13 protein-coding genes are annotated in these 16,379 nt (G+C 71.6%); 7 read left to right on the forward strand and 6 right to left on the reverse strand.

The window, feature by feature from the left end:
* Positions 1 to 195: 195 nt before the first annotated feature.
* From DSY14_RS13135 to DSY14_RS13155, 5 genes are all read right to left on the reverse strand, one after another.
* Complete coding sequence (locus tag DSY14_RS13135; protein WP_211716814.1) at positions 196 to 1,584, reverse strand: tripartite tricarboxylate transporter permease; 1,389 nt, start codon at positions 1,582 to 1,584, stop codon at positions 196 to 198.
* Positions 1,581 to 2,087: a hypothetical protein gene (locus DSY14_RS13140; protein ID WP_249187809.1), complete on the reverse strand. Its 507-nt coding sequence runs from the start codon at positions 2,085 to 2,087 to the stop codon at positions 1,581 to 1,583. Before DSY14_RS13140 ends, DSY14_RS13135 begins: the two co-directional genes overlap by 4 nt.
* The gene (locus tag DSY14_RS13145; RefSeq protein ID WP_211716815.1) at positions 2,084 to 3,355 is read right to left on the reverse strand and encodes a hydroxymethylglutaryl-CoA reductase, degradative; all 1,272 of its coding nucleotides are present in this window, start codon (positions 3,353 to 3,355) and stop codon (positions 2,084 to 2,086) included. Before DSY14_RS13145 ends, DSY14_RS13140 begins: the two co-directional genes overlap by 4 nt.
* Before the next feature lie 119 nt (positions 3,356 to 3,474).
* Positions 3,475 to 5,364 carry a helix-turn-helix domain-containing protein gene (locus DSY14_RS13150; RefSeq protein ID WP_211716816.1) on the reverse strand — a complete coding sequence of 630 codons (1,890 nt, stop codon included), beginning with the start codon at positions 5,362 to 5,364 and terminating at the stop codon, positions 3,475 to 3,477.
* A gap of 79 nt (positions 5,365 to 5,443) precedes the next feature.
* Positions 5,444 to 6,271 (reverse strand): DeoR/GlpR family DNA-binding transcription regulator, encoded by an 828-nt coding sequence (locus tag DSY14_RS13155; protein WP_211716817.1) that lies wholly within the window; start codon positions 6,269 to 6,271, stop codon positions 5,444 to 5,446.
* Between the two features lie 168 nt (positions 6,272 to 6,439).
* Between DSY14_RS13155 and DSY14_RS13160 the strand changes: the two genes are divergently transcribed.
* The 4 genes from DSY14_RS13160 (at position 6,440) to DSY14_RS13175 (ending at position 11,198) form a co-directional block, all read left to right on the forward strand.
* The gene (locus DSY14_RS13160) at positions 6,440 to 7,825 is read left to right on the forward strand and encodes a homoserine dehydrogenase (protein WP_211716818.1); all 1,386 of its coding nucleotides are present in this window, start codon (positions 6,440 to 6,442) and stop codon (positions 7,823 to 7,825) included.
* Between the two features lies 1 nt (position 7,826).
* Positions 7,827 to 9,203, forward strand: a complete 1,377-nt coding sequence (locus DSY14_RS13165; RefSeq protein WP_211716819.1) for a GntP family permease — start codon at positions 7,827 to 7,829, stop codon at positions 9,201 to 9,203.
* 106 nt (positions 9,204 to 9,309) lie between these two features.
* Positions 9,310 to 10,551 carry a 3-oxo-tetronate kinase gene (gene otnK, locus DSY14_RS13170; protein WP_211716820.1) on the forward strand — a complete coding sequence of 414 codons (1,242 nt, stop codon included), beginning with the start codon at positions 9,310 to 9,312 and terminating at the stop codon, positions 10,549 to 10,551.
* The gene (locus DSY14_RS13175) at positions 10,548 to 11,198 is read left to right on the forward strand and encodes a class II aldolase/adducin family protein (protein ID WP_211716821.1); all 651 of its coding nucleotides are present in this window, start codon (positions 10,548 to 10,550) and stop codon (positions 11,196 to 11,198) included. The genes otnK and DSY14_RS13175 overlap by 4 nt, the downstream gene beginning before the upstream one ends.
* Positions 11,199 to 11,495: 297 nt before the next feature.
* On the opposite strand, the gene DSY14_RS13180 is transcribed toward DSY14_RS13175, so the two are convergent.
* Positions 11,496 to 12,242, reverse strand: coding sequence for a class I SAM-dependent methyltransferase (locus tag DSY14_RS13180; protein ID WP_211716822.1), 747 nt, complete (start codon positions 12,240 to 12,242; stop codon positions 11,496 to 11,498).
* Positions 12,243 to 12,638: 396 nt separating this feature from the next.
* Between DSY14_RS13180 and DSY14_RS13185 the strand changes: the two genes are divergently transcribed.
* The 3 genes from DSY14_RS13185 (at position 12,639) to DSY14_RS13195 (ending at position 16,293) form a co-directional block, all read left to right on the forward strand.
* A complete protein-coding gene (locus DSY14_RS13185; protein ID WP_211716823.1) occupies positions 12,639 to 14,102 on the forward strand; it encodes an APC family permease in 1,464 nt (487 codons plus the stop codon).
* 143 nt (positions 14,103 to 14,245) lie between these two features.
* On the forward strand, positions 14,246 to 14,824 hold the full coding sequence (locus DSY14_RS13190) for a snapalysin family zinc-dependent metalloprotease (RefSeq protein ID WP_211716824.1): 579 nt from the start codon (positions 14,246 to 14,248) through the stop codon (positions 14,822 to 14,824).
* A 770-nt stretch (positions 14,825 to 15,594) separates the two neighbouring features.
* A complete protein-coding gene (locus DSY14_RS13195; protein WP_211716825.1) occupies positions 15,595 to 16,293 on the forward strand; it encodes a hypothetical protein in 699 nt (232 codons plus the stop codon).
* Positions 16,294 to 16,379: the final 86 nt, after the last annotated feature.

Genomic DNA, 16,379 nt, shown 5'->3' on the forward strand with positions numbered 1-16,379 from the left:
GGGTGACCGACACGCTCGGATCGGTGCCGGTGGGCAAGACCCCGCCGTCGATCGCCGCCCCGGATCGGGCGGTCCGCAGCACCGCCCACCGCACTTCCGGTGGAGATGGTGAACGTGTGTCCGGGCGGCGGCCCCTCGGGTGGCCCCCGGTGCGCCGGGGAGATCGCCCCTGGCGCCCCCGACGCGCGGTGACGCTCAGCCCAGGAGCGTGAGCAGCTGCGGCACGGTCAGCAGGGCCACGTAGAAGCCCATGAACTGGACGCCGGTGTGCATGTTGAACAGCTTGTTCAACAGACCTCCGACCAGTCCGACCGAGATCGCCACGCCCACGGCGAGCAGGCCGCCCTCGTACAGGCAGATGACGAGGATGAGACCCGCGAAGGCACCGATGATCGCTTCGTGGGAGATGCGGCGCATGACGAACGCCGCGGCCCGGTGGGCGTGCGTCATGGCGAAGGGGTAGGCGATGACGCACGCCAACACCACGCCCAGCAGCCCGTAGAACAGGAACTCGCCACCGGAGAGCAGGTTGTGCAGGTTGTTGGTCTGACCCGTCTCGGTGTCGACCGTGTACACCGGAGGCGCGTTGAACAACGGGGCCGCCGGACCGGCCGCCATCGGGGACAGCGGCAGTCCCAGAGCGATGAGCGGGATCAGCGTCTCGGCGATGTAGGTGGACTCGGTGGTGCCGTTGCGCACCGACATCACCGTGGTCAGACGGTGGTAGCCGTTCTTGATGCGCGAACCGACCGCCTCACCCATGAGCACGGTCATCGCCACCGGCGAGAACACGAACGTCGCGCTGGAGACCGAGGCGGCCGCCCCGGTGTAACCGAGCTGGCTCCGGTCCAGCACCTTGAAGGGGTTGGGCAGTCGCCCCTTCCAGGTGCGGTTGTCGGGTGCCAGGTCGAACGACCGGGGCCGTGCGCGCCGCAGGGTCTGACGACCCGCCGGGGAGAGCGCCAGGAACAGGTCGGCGATGAGCGGTCCGATCGCGATACCGAGGAAGAAGCTGATGGTCAGCGGGGTCCCCACGGTCTGGCCGATGAAGCTCTGCAGACCCACGACCAGGAGCACGAACGGGATCAGGGCGAAGACCGCCGCCAGCCGCCCCTTGGACGTGTAGGCGATGATCAGCGCCGCCACCAGGAAGATCCACGGCGCCGCGGCGCCGATGGCCTCGGTGAAGGGGCTGAGGATCCACGCGAAGAGCACCGCCAGCGGCACCGAGATGAAGGCGGCGAGCACACCACCGGAGATGGCCTTGCGCAGCGCGATGTGCGGTACGCCGAGTTCGCGCAGCATCTGCGCGTCCCGGAGCATCGGCACCGCCATGGTGTCCCCGGGAATCCCCAGAAGGGTCGTGGGGATGGCGTGCGTGATGTGTTTGGCGACGATGGCGCCCATGAAGAACGTGAACACGCCGGCCGGTGGGACGCCCAGCAGGACCACGAGCAGGGTCAGCGGGGCGACCGTGGCCGTCTCGTCGGTGTAGGAGGCCAGCCCGATGAACGCGAAGACCACGGCGCCGATGACGCCCATACCGACGGCCCAGGCGATGTCGGTGATCAGTTCCGGGGTCATGAACGCCCCTCCTCACGGGAGGACCGACGCTCGTGCTGGTCCTTCAGGTCGTCGTAGAGGCCCAGGGTCCGCAGTTCCTCCTGGACCACGGTGGGCAGTTCGGCGGGGTCGCCGAGAGGGCCGGCCTCCGCCTCGATGGCGTCCATCGCCTTACGGCGTCCCTCACCGCCCACCTCGCTCTCTCGGACCAGTCGCTTGGGACGGAAGAGCAGGGCGCTGACGAAACCACCGATCAGGCAGCCGGCCAGGCCCACGAGCAGGGCGTAGGTCGCGGCGACGTCGGGGTTGTCGCCGAAGTGCGCGAACAACCGTTCCGAGCCCAGGTAGAGGGGGGCCGAGATCCCCAGTCCGATGAGGATGGCGCCGAGGGTGTGGCGGGAGTCGACGGTGTCGCCCCAGATCTCCAGCAGTTCGGATCCGGACCCGGTGTGGCCCGGAGACGCCTCGGTGCGGTCGGGGTCCGCCTCCACGCTGTCGGGGCCGGCCTTCTCGGGGGCGCTCATGCTCGGCCCCGCATCCGGGCCAGGACCGCCTCGGCGTGGTCGGCGCCGAAGGAACGGTCGGCCACGAGCGCGGCCGTCAGGGGCGCGACCTCGTCCGGCTCCGCGCCGGCGGCGACGGCGATGTTGCGGGCGTGCAGCGACATGTGCCCTCGTTGGATCCCCTCGGTGGCCAGGGCCCGCAGCGCCGCGATGTTCTGCGCGAGGCCGACGGCGACGATCAGTTCGCCCAGTTCCGAGGCGGTGGTGACGCCCGTCAGCGCGAGGGCGGCACGGGCCGCGGGGTGCGTGCGTGTGGCGCCACCGACCAGACCGACCGGGGTCGGCAGCTCGAGGGTGGCCACGACCGCTCCGTCGGCGTCGAGCTCATAGGTCGACAGGGACGTGTACCGGCCCGAGGCGTCGACCGCGTGGGCGTGCGCGCCGGCCTCCACCGCGCGGGTGTCGTTGCCCGTGGCCAGGACGACCGCGGACACACCGTTCATGATGCCCTTGTTGTGAGTGGCGGCCCGGTAGGGGTCGGCCGCGGCCAGACGGTAGGCGTGGACGATGTCGCGCGCGACCTCCGCTCCGCCCAGCGCCTCGGGGTCCAGGACCGCCCGGGCCCGGCTGATCCGGCGGTCGGCGCGGTTGGTGAGGATCCGCAGGAGGGGGCGGCCCTGCGCGAGTTCGGCGACGCGCGGCGCGATGGCCTCCGCCATGGTGTTCACGGCGTTGGCCCCCATCGCGTCGCGCACGTCGACGGCGATGTGGGCCACCACGTAGGTCTGGTCGCCGGTCGGGACCGTGCGCACGGTCAGGTCCACGACCCCTCCCCCGAGTCGGGTGAGCGTGGGGTCCTGGCCCTGGGCCAGGGCGATGATCTCCTCCCGGGCCTCCAGGACGCGCAGGCGGGCCGCCTGCGGGTCGACCACGTCGACCACCTGGACCTGGGCCTGCATCACCGGCACCGTGCTGGTGGTGGTGAAACCGCCGCGCACCCTGGCGATCCGGGCCGCGTTGGAGGCGGCGGCGACGACGGAGGGCTCCTCGGTGGCCATCGGCACCAGGACGTCGCGTCCGTTGACGGTCACGTTGGTGGCCACACCCACGGGGACGCCGAGCACACCGACGGTGTTCTCGATCATCCGGTCGGCCGTCTCCAGGTCCAGACCGCCCGGGTCCAGGGCGTCGAGCGCGTCGTCGGGCAGGTCGCACTCGCGCGCCACCGCCCGTCGTCGATCACCGATGTCGAGGTCGCGGAACCCGGAGAGCCTGCTGTTTCGGGCCAAGGTGGGACACCCCCTGGGGAAGGGCACCATCGAATGTGTGGTGCGTCACTACGAACGGGTCCATGCAAGCAGGCGTTGTCATCGCGACGACATGTCCAGTTCGGACATGACACATGACGTCAACCTGGCCGTTTCACGCCGAGTCGGTGGAGACGGGCGGCCACGCCCAGCCGGAAGAGGTGCTCCGGCGTCCGCCACTCCGGGCCCAGCAGGGCCGTCAGTCGCTCCAGTCGTTGCTTCACGGTGTTGGCGTGCACGAACAGCGCGCGGGAGGTCCGGGTGACACCCGCGCCGTTGTCGAGGTAGGCGATGAGCGTGTCGACGAGGTCGGTCCCGTGTTCGCGGTCCCACTCCACGACCGGTCCGAGCAGCCGTCGGGCGAACCGGCGCGCGCGTTCCCCGTCGGTGCCGAACATGGCGAGGTAGGGCGTGTGGTCCTCGGCGTCGTACACACCCTCGGTGGCGCCCAGCCCCGGCAGCAGGAGCGCGCAGTCCCAGGCCTCCGTCGCGGTCGCGGGCACCGCGTCCGGCCGCGCGGCGTGGCCCACCACCGACATCGCGCCGCCCCGCGCCCGTCGCGCGCGGTGCGTCACCTCCTCGGCCCGTTCCCCGGCCCCCTCGCCGGGGATCAGCACGGCGACGCCGCGCTCCTGGAGGGCGGCCAACCAGGCCCGGCCGCCGGACAGGGCCCGGAGCACGGTGTGCCGGCGTTCGTCGGGCACGGGCAGGACCACCACCGTCCAGGGTTGGTGGAGTTCGAACCCCCTGGCCCGGGCGCGCCGTTCCAGGGAGTCGGTGTCGCCGCTGCCGCTCAGCAGGTCCAGGGCCAGTTCGCCGCGGACCCGGTCCTCGGCCTCGGTCAGCGCGTCCCGTCGCATGGTCAGCAGGGCGAGGATCTGGGCGGAGCGCTCGATGGTGCGTTGTTCGAGGTCGCTCAGGGGCGCCTCCCCCGACCCCACGAGGACCAGGCCGAGGAGGTCGGAGCCGGCCACCACGGCAGCGACGACGGCGAGGTCGCGGCCGTGTCCGCGGACCGGGGCGCAGCGCCCCGAGACCCGACTCTCCTCGGCCGCCCGCGCCGCGTCCGCGAGCAACCTCCCCCCGTGCCACCAGCTTTCGGTGGCGGCCGCCGACGAGGCGAGGGGGACGTGGTCGCGGTCGGCCACGGCCACGGGACGCCCGAGCGCACCGGACAGGGTCTCGGCCACCTCGCGCGGGCCGTGCCCGGACAGGACCAGGGCGGTCAGGCGTTCGTGGACGCGGGCCGCGGTGTCCATCTCCTCGGCGTGGCGCTCGGCGCGTTCGGCGGCCTCGGCCGCCGCGGAGAACAGACGTGCGGTGCGCAGGATGAGGGCGGCCTGGTCGGCGAAGGCCGACAGCAGCGCGATCTCCTCGCCCCCGAACGAACGCGCCGAACGGTCGGCCGCGAAGAGCACCCCGAGGATCTCGCCGTCGGCCGAGACGGGGACGCCCAGGAGGGAGCGCAGCCTCTCCTCGCGAATGGTGCGGTCGATCTCGGGGTCGTGGTCGAAGTCGGAGGTGTCCCAGTAGTCGGCGACCCAGTGGGGCGCCAGGGTCCGCACCACACGGCTGGCGATGCCCACGCCGGCGGGCACCCGCAGTCCGAGGAAGCGCGGGGAGACGGTGCCCCGACCGGCGCGGACGAACAGCTCGTCGGTGCGCGCGTCGTAGACCGACATGTAGGTGACGTCGGTTCCGACCAGGTCGTGGGCGCGATCCACGAGTCGGTTGAGGACCGCCTGGACCTCGTGCACGTCCACGAGGTCGTGGGTGCTGGTGATGAGGGCGAGCAGTTCCCGCTCCCGTCGACGCAGACGCCCGACGAGGGCGGAGGTTCGCTGGATCTGCGCGGTCAGGTCCTCCCCCGCCGAGCCCAAGAGTCGTCGCGCCTCCGGGGCGCCCAGCACCTCGCCGGTCTCCAGCCGGCGCAGCAGTTCGACGACGGACCGCTGTGACGGACCCGCCGGCGCGGGGGTGTTCTCTGCCATCACGCCAGTCTGGCACCCCGGCCGGGAAAAGGCCTGGTCGGCCCGCCCCTGGGCCAGGGCGCGGGCCGGGGCGGCGTCCTCAGGCCGAGGCGGTGGAGCCGGTCTCCGTGTCCGTTCCGTCGTCACCGTCGGCGTCCCGGAGGGGCGTGACCATCTCCAGGGGGACGCCCAGTTCCCGGACCGCGCGCGCCGAGGAGTCCGGCAGACGGTCGTCGGTGATCACGGAGGTGAAGCCGGTGAGCGGGGCGACCTTGAAGGTGCCGAAGGCGCCGTACTTGTCGGCGCCCGCCACGAGCACCGAGGTCGAGGCGGCCGTCATGGCCGCGCGCTTGACGGCCACCTTGGCCCGGGAGGGGGTGGTCGACCCCCGGTGGAGGTCCCAGGAACTCGTCGAGACGAAGGCGACGTCGATGTTGAACTCGGCGACGGTGGCGGCGGCGATGTCCCCGACCGCGGAACGGTTGTCCAGGTCGATCTGTCCGCCGACCAGGTACAGGGTCACGTCGGGGTGGTCGGTGAGCGAGGCGGCGGTGGTGATGTCGTTGGTGATGACGGTCAGTCCGGTGACGGTCCACAGCAGGGGCACGAGCTGGCCCAGGGTCGTCCCCGCGTCGAGGTAGACGGTCTGGCCCTCCCCCACCAGGGCGGCGGCCGCGTGCGCCATCGCCCGCTTCTCCGCCATGTCCACTCGGGATTTGTGCTGGTAGGAAGGTTCGGAGCGCACCTGGGAGGCCAGTTCGACGCCGCCGGGCACCGAGCGGACCTTGCCCTCCTCCTCCAACGTCATGATGTCGCGACGCACCGTCATGTGGGAGACGTCGAGGATCTCGCAGAGCTCCTTGACGCTCAACACGCTCATGCCGCGCAGCTCCCTCAGGAGCAGGTCACGCCGTTGCGCCGGAATCATCGTCCTCCTTCGGGTCTGTTCACACTCGACATGATAATCGAGAGTTACCAGATGATCCCAGTTGTGATGATTGTTGACTCATATGTTCCTATGATGTTAAAACACTGCTCATTGCCTTTGCGACCCCGGCGCACCACGCGCCACTCGTGAGGTGAGAGAAGGAGAACCATGGAAGGCACCGACGCCACCTCCGCACCGCCCTCGCCCGTGCGGTACGCGCTCACCGGAGCGCGGGGCGGGTTCGCTCGCACGCTGCTCGCCCAGACCACGCGCATCGACCGGTTGCGCCCCTCGGCCCTGTGCGATCTCGACACCGCCGGGACGATAGCCCTGTGCGTGGAACTCGGCTACGACCAGGCCGACCTGCGAGTGTGCTCCACTCCGGAGGAGGTGGCGGCCCTGCCCTCGGGCGGCATCGCCGTCGTGGCCGACGTCGCCCTCCTCGCGGGGGCCGACCACGACGTGCTCGTCGAGGCGACCGGCAACCCGCGGGTGGGCACCGAGGCCGCGCGCACGGCCATCGAGACCGGCCGTCACGTGGTCATGGTGTCCAAGGAGGTCGACTCCGTCTCCGGGATCGCCTTGGCCGACCTCGCCCGGGAGCACGGCGTCGTGTACACCCCCGGCATCGGTGACCAGCCGGCCAACCTCATCGAGTGGTACGAGCGCGCGGTGCGGCTCGGGCTCGACGTCGTCGCGATCGGCAAGTCGGGCGAGTACGACCTGGTGTTCGACCCCTCTACCGGACGGGTCCGCCAGCTCGACGAGGAGATCGACGCCCCCGAACTGGGCGACCTGCTCTCCCTCGGCGAGGACGTGACCGCCACCCTGGCCGCGCGGGCCCTGGCCGTGACCGGGCTCAAGCGCTCGGCCGCCGCCGACCACTGTGAGATGGCTGTCGTGGCCAACCACACGGGCATGGTGCCCGACGTGGAGTCACTCCACTACCCGGTCACCCGGGTCGCCGAACTGGCGGACGTCTACGCCCTCGCCGAGGACGGCGGTATCCTCACGCGGAGCGGTGTGGTGGACGTCTTCAGCGTGCTGCGCCTGCCCGAGGAGGCGTCGTTCGCCGGCGGGGTCTTCGCCGTCGTGCGCACCGGCGACCCCGTCACCTGGGAACTGCTCGCCCAGAAGGGCCACGTCGTCTCGCGCTCCGGCGCGTACGCCTGCCTGTACCTGCCCTACCACTTCATGGGGGTCGAGACCCCCCTGAGCCTGCTGGACGCGGTGGACCACCACCGTGCGGCCGGCACCCGTCACCCGGCCCCGCACGCGATCCTCGCCGGGCGGACCCGGGGCCCGCTGAGCGCCGGCACGCGGCTCGACATGGGCGGGCACCACCACGAGGTCGAGGGCGTGGCCGCGGTCCTGCTGGACACGGACCAGGCCCCCGACGACGTGGCCCCGCTCTACCTGGCGGCGCACGCGACACTCGCCCGCGACGTCCCCGCCGACACCCTGATCCGGATCGACGACCTCGCCGACCCGAGCTCCGCCCTCCTGGATGTGTGGCGCCACGCCCGCACCCGCGTGAACGATCGGAACCGATGACATGTCCGACCTCTACACCCTGTTGGCGTTCCTGGTCGCCATCGTCGTCCTGGTGGTGCTGATCGCCCGCTTCAAGGTCCACCCCGTGGCCACGCTGTTCATCGTGGTCGTGACGCTCGGCCTCGTGCTGGGCATGGGCGGTACGGCGACCGTCGAACTCGTCAAGGAGGGCTTCGGCAGCACCCTGGCCAACGTCGGCCTGCTCATCATCTTCGGCTGTGTGCTCGGCAAGATGCTCGAACTGAGCGGCGCCGCCATGAAGATCACCGAGACCGCGCTGCGCATGTTCGCGGAGAAGCGCGTCCCCTGGGCCATCGCCCTGGCCTCGACCGTCCTCGGTATCCCGCTCATCGCGGACACCGCGGTGGTCATGCTCATCCCGATCGTGTCGGCGCTCGCCTACCGCACGGGCATCTCGATGATGAAGCTGGGCCCGATCCTCTACATCGGCGCCTACGTCATGACCTCGGTCATTCCTCCGGGCCCCGGTCCCCTCGCGTCGGCCTCCCTGCTCGACGTGAGCATGGGCGAGGCGATCCTCTACGGGCTCATGGTCGGGCTCCCCGGTGTCCTGGCCGCCACCCTCTACCTGTCCCGGATCAAGACGTACGTGGCGCCCAAGCCCGAGTTCGTCGAGCACCTGGTGACCGCCGGCGGTTCCGCCGGAGGCGGCGGCACGGACGCGCCGGCCGGCGACGAGACGCCCGCTCCGCGGGTGAGCCTGTTCGGTTCGCTGTTGCCGATCCTGGCGCCCATCGTCTTCATCGTCTTCGCCTCCCTGGCCGCCCCGGTCCTGCCCGAGGGTTCGTGGATCACCGCCGTGGTGCTGTTCGTCGGTGAGCCGACCATGGCGCTGTTCCTGGCCTGCCTGCTGGCCCTGCCGCTGTTCCGCGGTCGGTGGCGGGACAAGGAGACCCTGAACGACCTGTTCGAGTCGGGACTGCGGATCGCCGCGATGCCCCTGGCCCTGACCGGTGTCGGTGGCGCTTTGGCCACGATCATCAGGGAGACCGGTGTGGCCGAGAACGTGGCCGGCACCATCGAGAGCGTCGGCCTGTCCCCGGTCATCATCCCGTTCCTGGTGGCCGCCGCCGTCTGCACGATCACCGGCTCGAACATCCTCGGCGTGATGACCTCCGCGGCCATCATGCAGCCGCTGATCCCCTCGCTGGACCTGTCGCCCCTCGTGGTCTACCTGGCCTGCGCGACCGGAGCCCAGATCATGAAGCACGCGAACTCCTCGGGCTTTTGGGTCACCACCACCCTGTCCAACATGACGGTGGGCCAGGGCATCCGCTCCATCGGTGTCGCCTCGGTGATCTCGGGTGTGACCGGTTTCGCGGTGCTCTACGCCATGATCGCGGTCGGCATCGTCTGACCCGGCGCCCTCCCCCCTGGCCGCTCCCGTGTCGTGCCCCGGACCTCGCGCCGCACGACACGGGAGCGGCCTTCACGAACGAAAGAACCGACCACAGGAGGACCCCATGGCGACCCTCGGCGTGATCGCCGACGATCTCACCGGAGCGACCGACATCGCGATCACCCTCACGACCGCCGGTTTCCGGACCACGGTCGTCCTGGGTGAGGAGGGCACGGGCGACTCGATCCCCGGCGCCGACGCGGCCGACGCCGTCGTGGTGGCGCTGAAGTCGCGCACCGAGCCCGTCGACGAGGCCGTCGCGGCCTCCCTGGACGCCCTCGCCGCCCTGCGGCGCGCCGGCTGCGAACGGTTCTACGTCAAGTACTGCTCGACGTTCGACTCGACCCCGAACGGCAACATCGGCCCGGTCTGCGAGGCGGTCCTCGACGCGCTCGGCGAGCGGACGACGGTGATCGCCCCGGCCTTCCCGGCCAACGGACGCACCGTCTACCGCGGCCACCTCTTCGTGGGGGACGACCCCCTCGACGAGTCGCCCATGCGTCACCACCCGTTGACCCCGATGACCGACTCCAGCCTGCTCCGCCTCCTGGCCCCTCAGGTCGCCGGTGGAAGCGACGACGTCGCGCTGGTCCCGTGGCCCGTGGTGAACCGCGGGGCCGACGCGGTGCGCACGGCCCTGGACGAGGCCGCGGCCACGGGTGCCCGGTTCGTGGTCGTCGACGCCCTGCACGAGGCCGACCTGGACGCGCTCGCGGATGCCACCGGGCACCTGCGTGTGCTGACCGGGGGCAGCGCCCTGGCCGGCGGACTCCGTGGTCCGCGGACCTCCGCGATCCGTCCCATCACGCTGCCGGACGGCCCCCGCGTGATCCTGTCCGGCAGTGCCTCGCGCGCCACCCAGGGGCAGGTGCGTCACGCGCTCGCCGAGGGCGGCGGCCTGCACCTGACCCCCGCCGCGCTGCGGGACGATTTCGACGGGGTGGTCTCCCGGGCCGTGACCGAGGCCCTGGACGGTGGCTCGGCGCCGTTCGTGATCTACGCGACCGCCGCGCCCGAGCACGTGGTCGACATCGCGGACGCCCCCCTCATCGAGCAGGCCCTGGCCCGGATCGCCGAGGGTCTGGTCGCCGCCGGGGTGCGTGCGCTGCTGGTGGCCGGTGGTGAGACCAGCGGCGCGGTGGTGCACGGCCTGGAGGTGGGCCCGCTGGCCCTGGGTCCCGAGGTGGACCCCGGGGTCGCGTGGATGCTGGCGGACCGGGACGGTGAGCCTCTCCACCTGATGCTCAAGTCCGGCAACTTCGGCGCGGAGGACCTCTTCGTCCGCGCCTGGAAGGCAGGACAGTGAACTCTCACGCTCACGAGGCCGCCGAAGAACTGTGCGCGGTCGGACGCCGCGCCGTCGATCTGGGCCTGAGTCCGGGTGCGTCGGGGAACGTCTCGGTGCGCTCCGGCGCACTGACCCTGATGAGCCCCACCGGGCTCTCCCTGGGCGATCTGAAGCCCGAGGACCTGTCCGTCCTGGACGCGGAGGGACGCCATCTCGAGGGCCCCGCCCCTTCCAAGGAGTTCCCTCTGCACCTGGCCATGTACCGCAGGGTCGAGAGCGCGGGGGCCGTGCTGCACCTGCACTCGCCGCACGCCACGGCGGCCTCCTGCCTGCCCGCGTGGTCGGCCGGCTCGGCCCTGCCCCCGATCACCCCGTACCTGGTGATGCGGGTGGGTCAGGCTCCGCTGGTCCCCTACGCCGCGCCGGGCAGTGAACGGTTGGCCGAGAACGTGTCCGCGTTGCCCGGTCGCTTCCGGGCGGCCCTGTTGGCCAACCACGGTTCACTGATCGCGGCCGACGACGCGGCGGCCACCCTGGACGGCGCCGTCGAACTGGAGGAGGCCTCCCGCATCGTGGTGGCGCTCCAAGGGCGCGACTTCACGATCCTCACCGACGATGAGGTACGCGAACTCACCGAGCGCCACGGGACCTTCTGGGACCTGTGACCCGCTACCGGGAGGGGAACCCGGTCGAGGGCGGCCGGCGGTGCGACGCGCCGCCGGCCGCCCTCGCACCACACACGGGCGGGTCCGCCCTGACCGCGCAGGTGGGCGTGGGAACGGCCCGTGCACCGGTGGGCGCCGCGCTGGGCGGGGGCCTCGTCGGTTCCTCGGTGGCGGCGACGGAGCCGCTCCTCCTGCTCCGGCGCCACGACTTCCCGACCTCCCCGACGACGTCCGCGCCTGCGCGCCACGGTGAGAGGACCCTGTCGCGTGTCGGGGCGCGGCACGGCCCGGCTCGCCTCACCCGGACGCGGGCAACCGGTAGGTGGTCACGTGCGAGGTGGACTCGGCGGTGAACGCGTTCCCCTCCCAGTCGGCGTGACGCGACTCCCGCGCGAAACCGGCGATGCGCGCCATGAGGTCGAGTTCGGCCGGCCACACGTAGCGGTGCCGGGAACGGAACAGTCGGGCCCGCCGACTCTCGTCGAAGTGGAAGTGGTGCGAGGTCATGTGCTGGTGCACCACGTCGTAGGTGTCCAGACCGATGTACCCCTCCTCGTCGGTGAACACCGCCGCGCCCTGTCCCGGCGGCAGACACCGCAGTCCGGGCACCCCCAGCTCCACCACGAACCGTCCCCCCGGTGACAGGTGTCGGGCGGCGTTGTGGAAGCACGCGATCTGTTCGTCCTGGGTGAGCAGGTTGGAGATGGTGTTGTACACCAGGTACACGAGCGTGAAGTCGCCGGGCACCGTCGTGGTGGCCATGTCCCCGAGGGCGACCGGCAGGGCCGCCTCGTCCATCTTGGTGCGCAACCGTCCCACCATGGCCTCGGACGACTCGATGCCGGTGACCGGCACGCCTCGCTCGGTGAGCGGCACGGCCACGCGACCGGTACCGACGGCGAACTCCAGTGCGGCACCGTCACCGGCCAGGTCGGCCAGCCGGTCCACGGCCGGACCGAGCACCTCGGGGGCGAACACGCCCGTGCCCGGTGTGTCGTAGCGGGCGGCGACCTCGGTGTCCCATACGTTCTCGCTCACGTCCATGCCTGGACGGTAACCCCGCGCGCGCCGACGGGGCCACGGGTTTTCGCCGAGGCCGGGGCGGCCCGGACCCGGAGCGGAGTCGGGCCGGAGGTCACATGATCGTCATCGACGAGGGGAGCCCCGCGCGGCGCGAACGGCGTGCGCCGGCGGGACCCGACCCGCGGTCGTCGACACCCGTGACGAGCAGGGACGACCGCCCGGGCCACGGGGCACCCCGCTTCACCTCGCCCGAGGTCCGCTCATCCGATGACGCACCATGGTGGACGAAGGTCCACCGCGTCTTGTCCATCGGGGCACTTTCCCCGACGGCGTCGGGCGTCTACGGTGCGCCCACCCGGTGGCCCACGTCACCCCGTCGTGGCCACCACCCGCCCCCGACCCCTCGATCGAGGTCTCATGACCACACACCGACCCGACGCGCCCCGGGAGAGGGAACCGCGCGGTTTCGTCCGGACCCTGGGCCGCGTCGACGTGCTCTTCCTCGGGTTCGGCTCCATGATCGGCTTCGGCTGGATCGTACTGACCGGAGGGTGGATCCAGGAAGCCGGGACCCTCGGCGCGGTCACCGCCTTCCTCGTCGGCGGCGTCATCATGGCGCTGGTAGGCCTGGTCTACTCCGAACTCGTCTCCGCGATGCCCCTGGCCGGGGGCGAGCACAACTACCTCCTGCGCGGCATGGGGCCACGGGCCGCGTTGCTCGGTTCCTGGGGCATCGTGGGCGGCTACGTCACCGTCATCCTCTTCCAGTCGGTGGCCGTGCCGCGCTCACTGACCTACCTGTTCCCGGACCTGCCCCGGGTCGAACTGTGGACGATCGCCGGCGCGGACGTGCACCTGACCTGGGCGCTCGTCGGTTCGGTGACCGCGATCGCGCTGACCTGGCTGAACATTCGGGGCATCCGTCAGGCCGGGCTCTTCCAGACCTCCGCGGTGCTGTTCCTGATCGTGGTGGGACTGGTCCTGACGGCCTCCGCGTTCCTCGGCGGCCGACCCGAGTACACCGAGCCGCTCTTCGACGGGGGCGGAGCCGGGATCATCGCGGTCCTGGTCGTGGTCCCCTTCCTCTTCGTCGGTTTCGACGTGATTCCGCAGTCCGCGGAGGAGGCGAGGATCCCGCCACGGCAGATCGGACGCCTGGTGGTGGTGTCCGTGGTGATGGCGGCGGTGTTCTACATCGTGATCGTGGTGACGACCTCGCTCGCGACGCCCACCGACGCGCTCTCCGGGATGGATCTGGCCACCGCGGACGCGATGGCGCACATGCTCGGTCATCCGTTCTGGGGCCAGTTCGTGGTCGCCGGTGGGCTCGCCGGCATCGTCACCACCTGGAACGCCTTCCTCATCGGCGTCTCCCGCCTGATGTGGGCGATGGCCCGCTCCGGCATGATCCCGCGCTGGTTCGGCGTGCTCCACCCGCGCAACGGCACCCCGGTCAACGCGTTGCTGTTCATCGGCGCGTTGTCGACCGCCTCACCGTTCGTCGGCATCGCGATGCTCGACTGGGCCGTGGACTCCGGCGGTCCGAGTATCGTCATCACGTATCTGATGGTCTCGGTGGTGTTCCTGCTGCTCCGCAGGCGCGAGCCCGGCCTGGAGCGACCGATGCGGGTGGGCGGCGCCCGTGAGGGCTGGGGGATCCTCGTGGGGGTGGCGGCGGTGGTGACGACCGCCGTCCTGCTCGTCCTCTACCTCCCGGGTATGCCCGCCTCACTGTCGTTGGAGCCGTGGCTGATGTTCACCGCGTGGTGGCTGTTGGGTCTGGTCTTCGTTCTGCGGATCCCCGCGGGGGTACGGGCGGGCCCCGGTGCCGAGGAGGAGCTCATCGCCCGGATCGAGGAGCGACGACGCGGACGGGGTTGAGCCCCGCCCCGCGGTGCCCTGTTCGGTACTCGGTGCCCCAATTAGGCGTTCTGCACGTCTTGTGGGGCTACGTCACTACACATAGCATCGGGCCGACCCCAACGGGTCACCGCATATCGGCGCCCCCACCCCCGGGAGACCCCTTGCTGAGACGCATCCTCACACCTCTGCTGATCGCCCTGAGCACCCTGTCGCTGACGCTGGTGGGTACCACCGCGACGGCCGCCGCGGAATCGGCGGAGCGGTCCCAGGCCCTGCGACAGACCACCCTCTACTACGACTCCGGCCAGGCCGCGGAGTACATCGACGACGTCTCCGCGGCCGTGGACGTGTGGAACGCGAGCGTGGACAACGTGCGTCTGGAACCGGCCCCCGCCGGGCAGCGCGCGGAGATCCGGATCATCGCCGACGACGGGTGGCCGCGGGCCCACCTGGGTCCGGTGCGCCCGGGCGGTCAGGTCACCGTCTGGATGGGCCGCCAGGGCACCGCCGAGGGGCACGACCCCGTGCGTATCGCCGCCCACGAACTGGGCCACAGCCTGGGGCTGCCCGACACCAAGCCGGGCCCGTGCTCGTCCCTCATGTCGGGGTCGACCGGCGGGGTGGACTGCACCAACGCCGAGCCCAACGCCGCCGAGCGCGCGCGGGTCGAGGCCTACTACGGGAGCGGCGCGGCCGGTCAGCGCGCCGCCGACGGTCGGGTCGTGGTCGACCGCGTCTGATCCGGCGCCCCGGCTCCACGCCTCACGTCCTGCGGTGTCGGCCCACCGACTCGGCCGACACCGCAGGCTCCGCACCACGACGGGCGAGGGCACGGGATCCCCGGTACCGGCCCGATCCCTCCACGCGAGGGAAGCGAACCCGTGGCACGGCCACGGCCGCGTTCCGAGCACCGAGATAGGGCACAGCGAAGATCCTCGACATCGCCGTCGGCGTCCTGGGTGCCCCACGTCGCGGAGCCCTCACCCCTGCCCGACGCCGCCCGCGATCCCGACCCACCGCTCCCCTTCCTCGGCCCGAGGCAACTGCTCGCCCACCTCCTGGCCCTCGCGGTGGGCCACTTCACCTGCACCCTCGCGACAGGGTCCGCCCTCCTTCTCCTGCGGATGATGAAACGGGCAAGGGACCGTATCCGGCCCGCCGCACCACCCCCGCGACCGCCGGAGAGAGCCACGGCGTCGGGAACGCGCAACGAGATTCACGGCGACGTACGGGGCATGGTCCTCCAGGCCGGACGCGTGAACGTCCATCTCCACCTGTCCCCGCTACCGCGAGGCGGCCCAGGACAGGAGGGGGCAACGGACCCGGGATCCGGCTGAGACCCCGGCGGACGGCGCCGGGGCGGTACCCGCGCGCCGAACAGGTCACCCCCTGGAGGACGCACCGGAACTCCCGGTCTCGGCTCGCAGGCGCATTCCCTCGTCCCCGTCCCACCTCGATCGCTATTCTTTTCCCAGCGCGTGGAGGTTCCGCCCGCCGAGAGGAGGCCCGTGTGGCCACCGACCCCCGTCTGTCCCCCCAGCACCGCGAGCGGCTTCGGGAGGAACTGGACCGCCTGGTGAGCCGCACCGCCCAGGCCCTGGCCACGCACTCCGCCGGCTCCGCACCCGACGGTTCGCGCCAACAAAGGCGCGTCGAACTCGACGCCACGCGGATCCTGGCGGCGATGGTGGCCGAACACGCCCGCACGCTCGACGACGATCTGGGCCCGACATCGGATGCCGCGGATCAGGACCCCCTCTCCCGGCGGCCCGACCACGGCTCCGAGGACGAGAAGGTGCGCCCCGCACCGGCGATCCCCGAACGCCCCTCGGCTCCGGCCGCGCGCCCCGGTCCCCCCGTCGACCCCACGTTCGTGCGCGAGTACACGCACAGCGGGCTCCCCTTCGAGGTCAGGCACGGGGACCTCCTGTTCAACAGCGAGAGGCCCCACGAGGAGCCCGAGAAGGTCATCGCCCACACGGAGCTGCCCGGGGGCGTCTGGGACATCGTCACCATGAGCGAGGCCTTCACGTTTCCGGCCACCCGCACTCTGTACTTCATCCGCCCCGAGCAGTCAGGTCCCTCCCCCGGCGACGCACGGCGTTCAGGTCGCGGCTCGCGCTACCGACGGAGCGCCGTGGGTCAGGCCGACGCACCCGGTGCGATCGGCCCCATCACGGCGGGTGGCTTCGATGGCGGGGGCGCGTGAGGTGGCCACCGGCGGGCCATGGTGGTGAGCCGAACGCGATGAGGAGTGTGTCCGTGACCCGTCGACGGGTCACGGACACACTTCCG

Source organism: Nocardiopsis sp. MG754419 (assembly GCF_018207095.1).
In the GTDB taxonomy this organism is placed as follows: domain Bacteria; phylum Actinomycetota; class Actinomycetes; order Streptosporangiales; family Streptosporangiaceae; genus Nocardiopsis.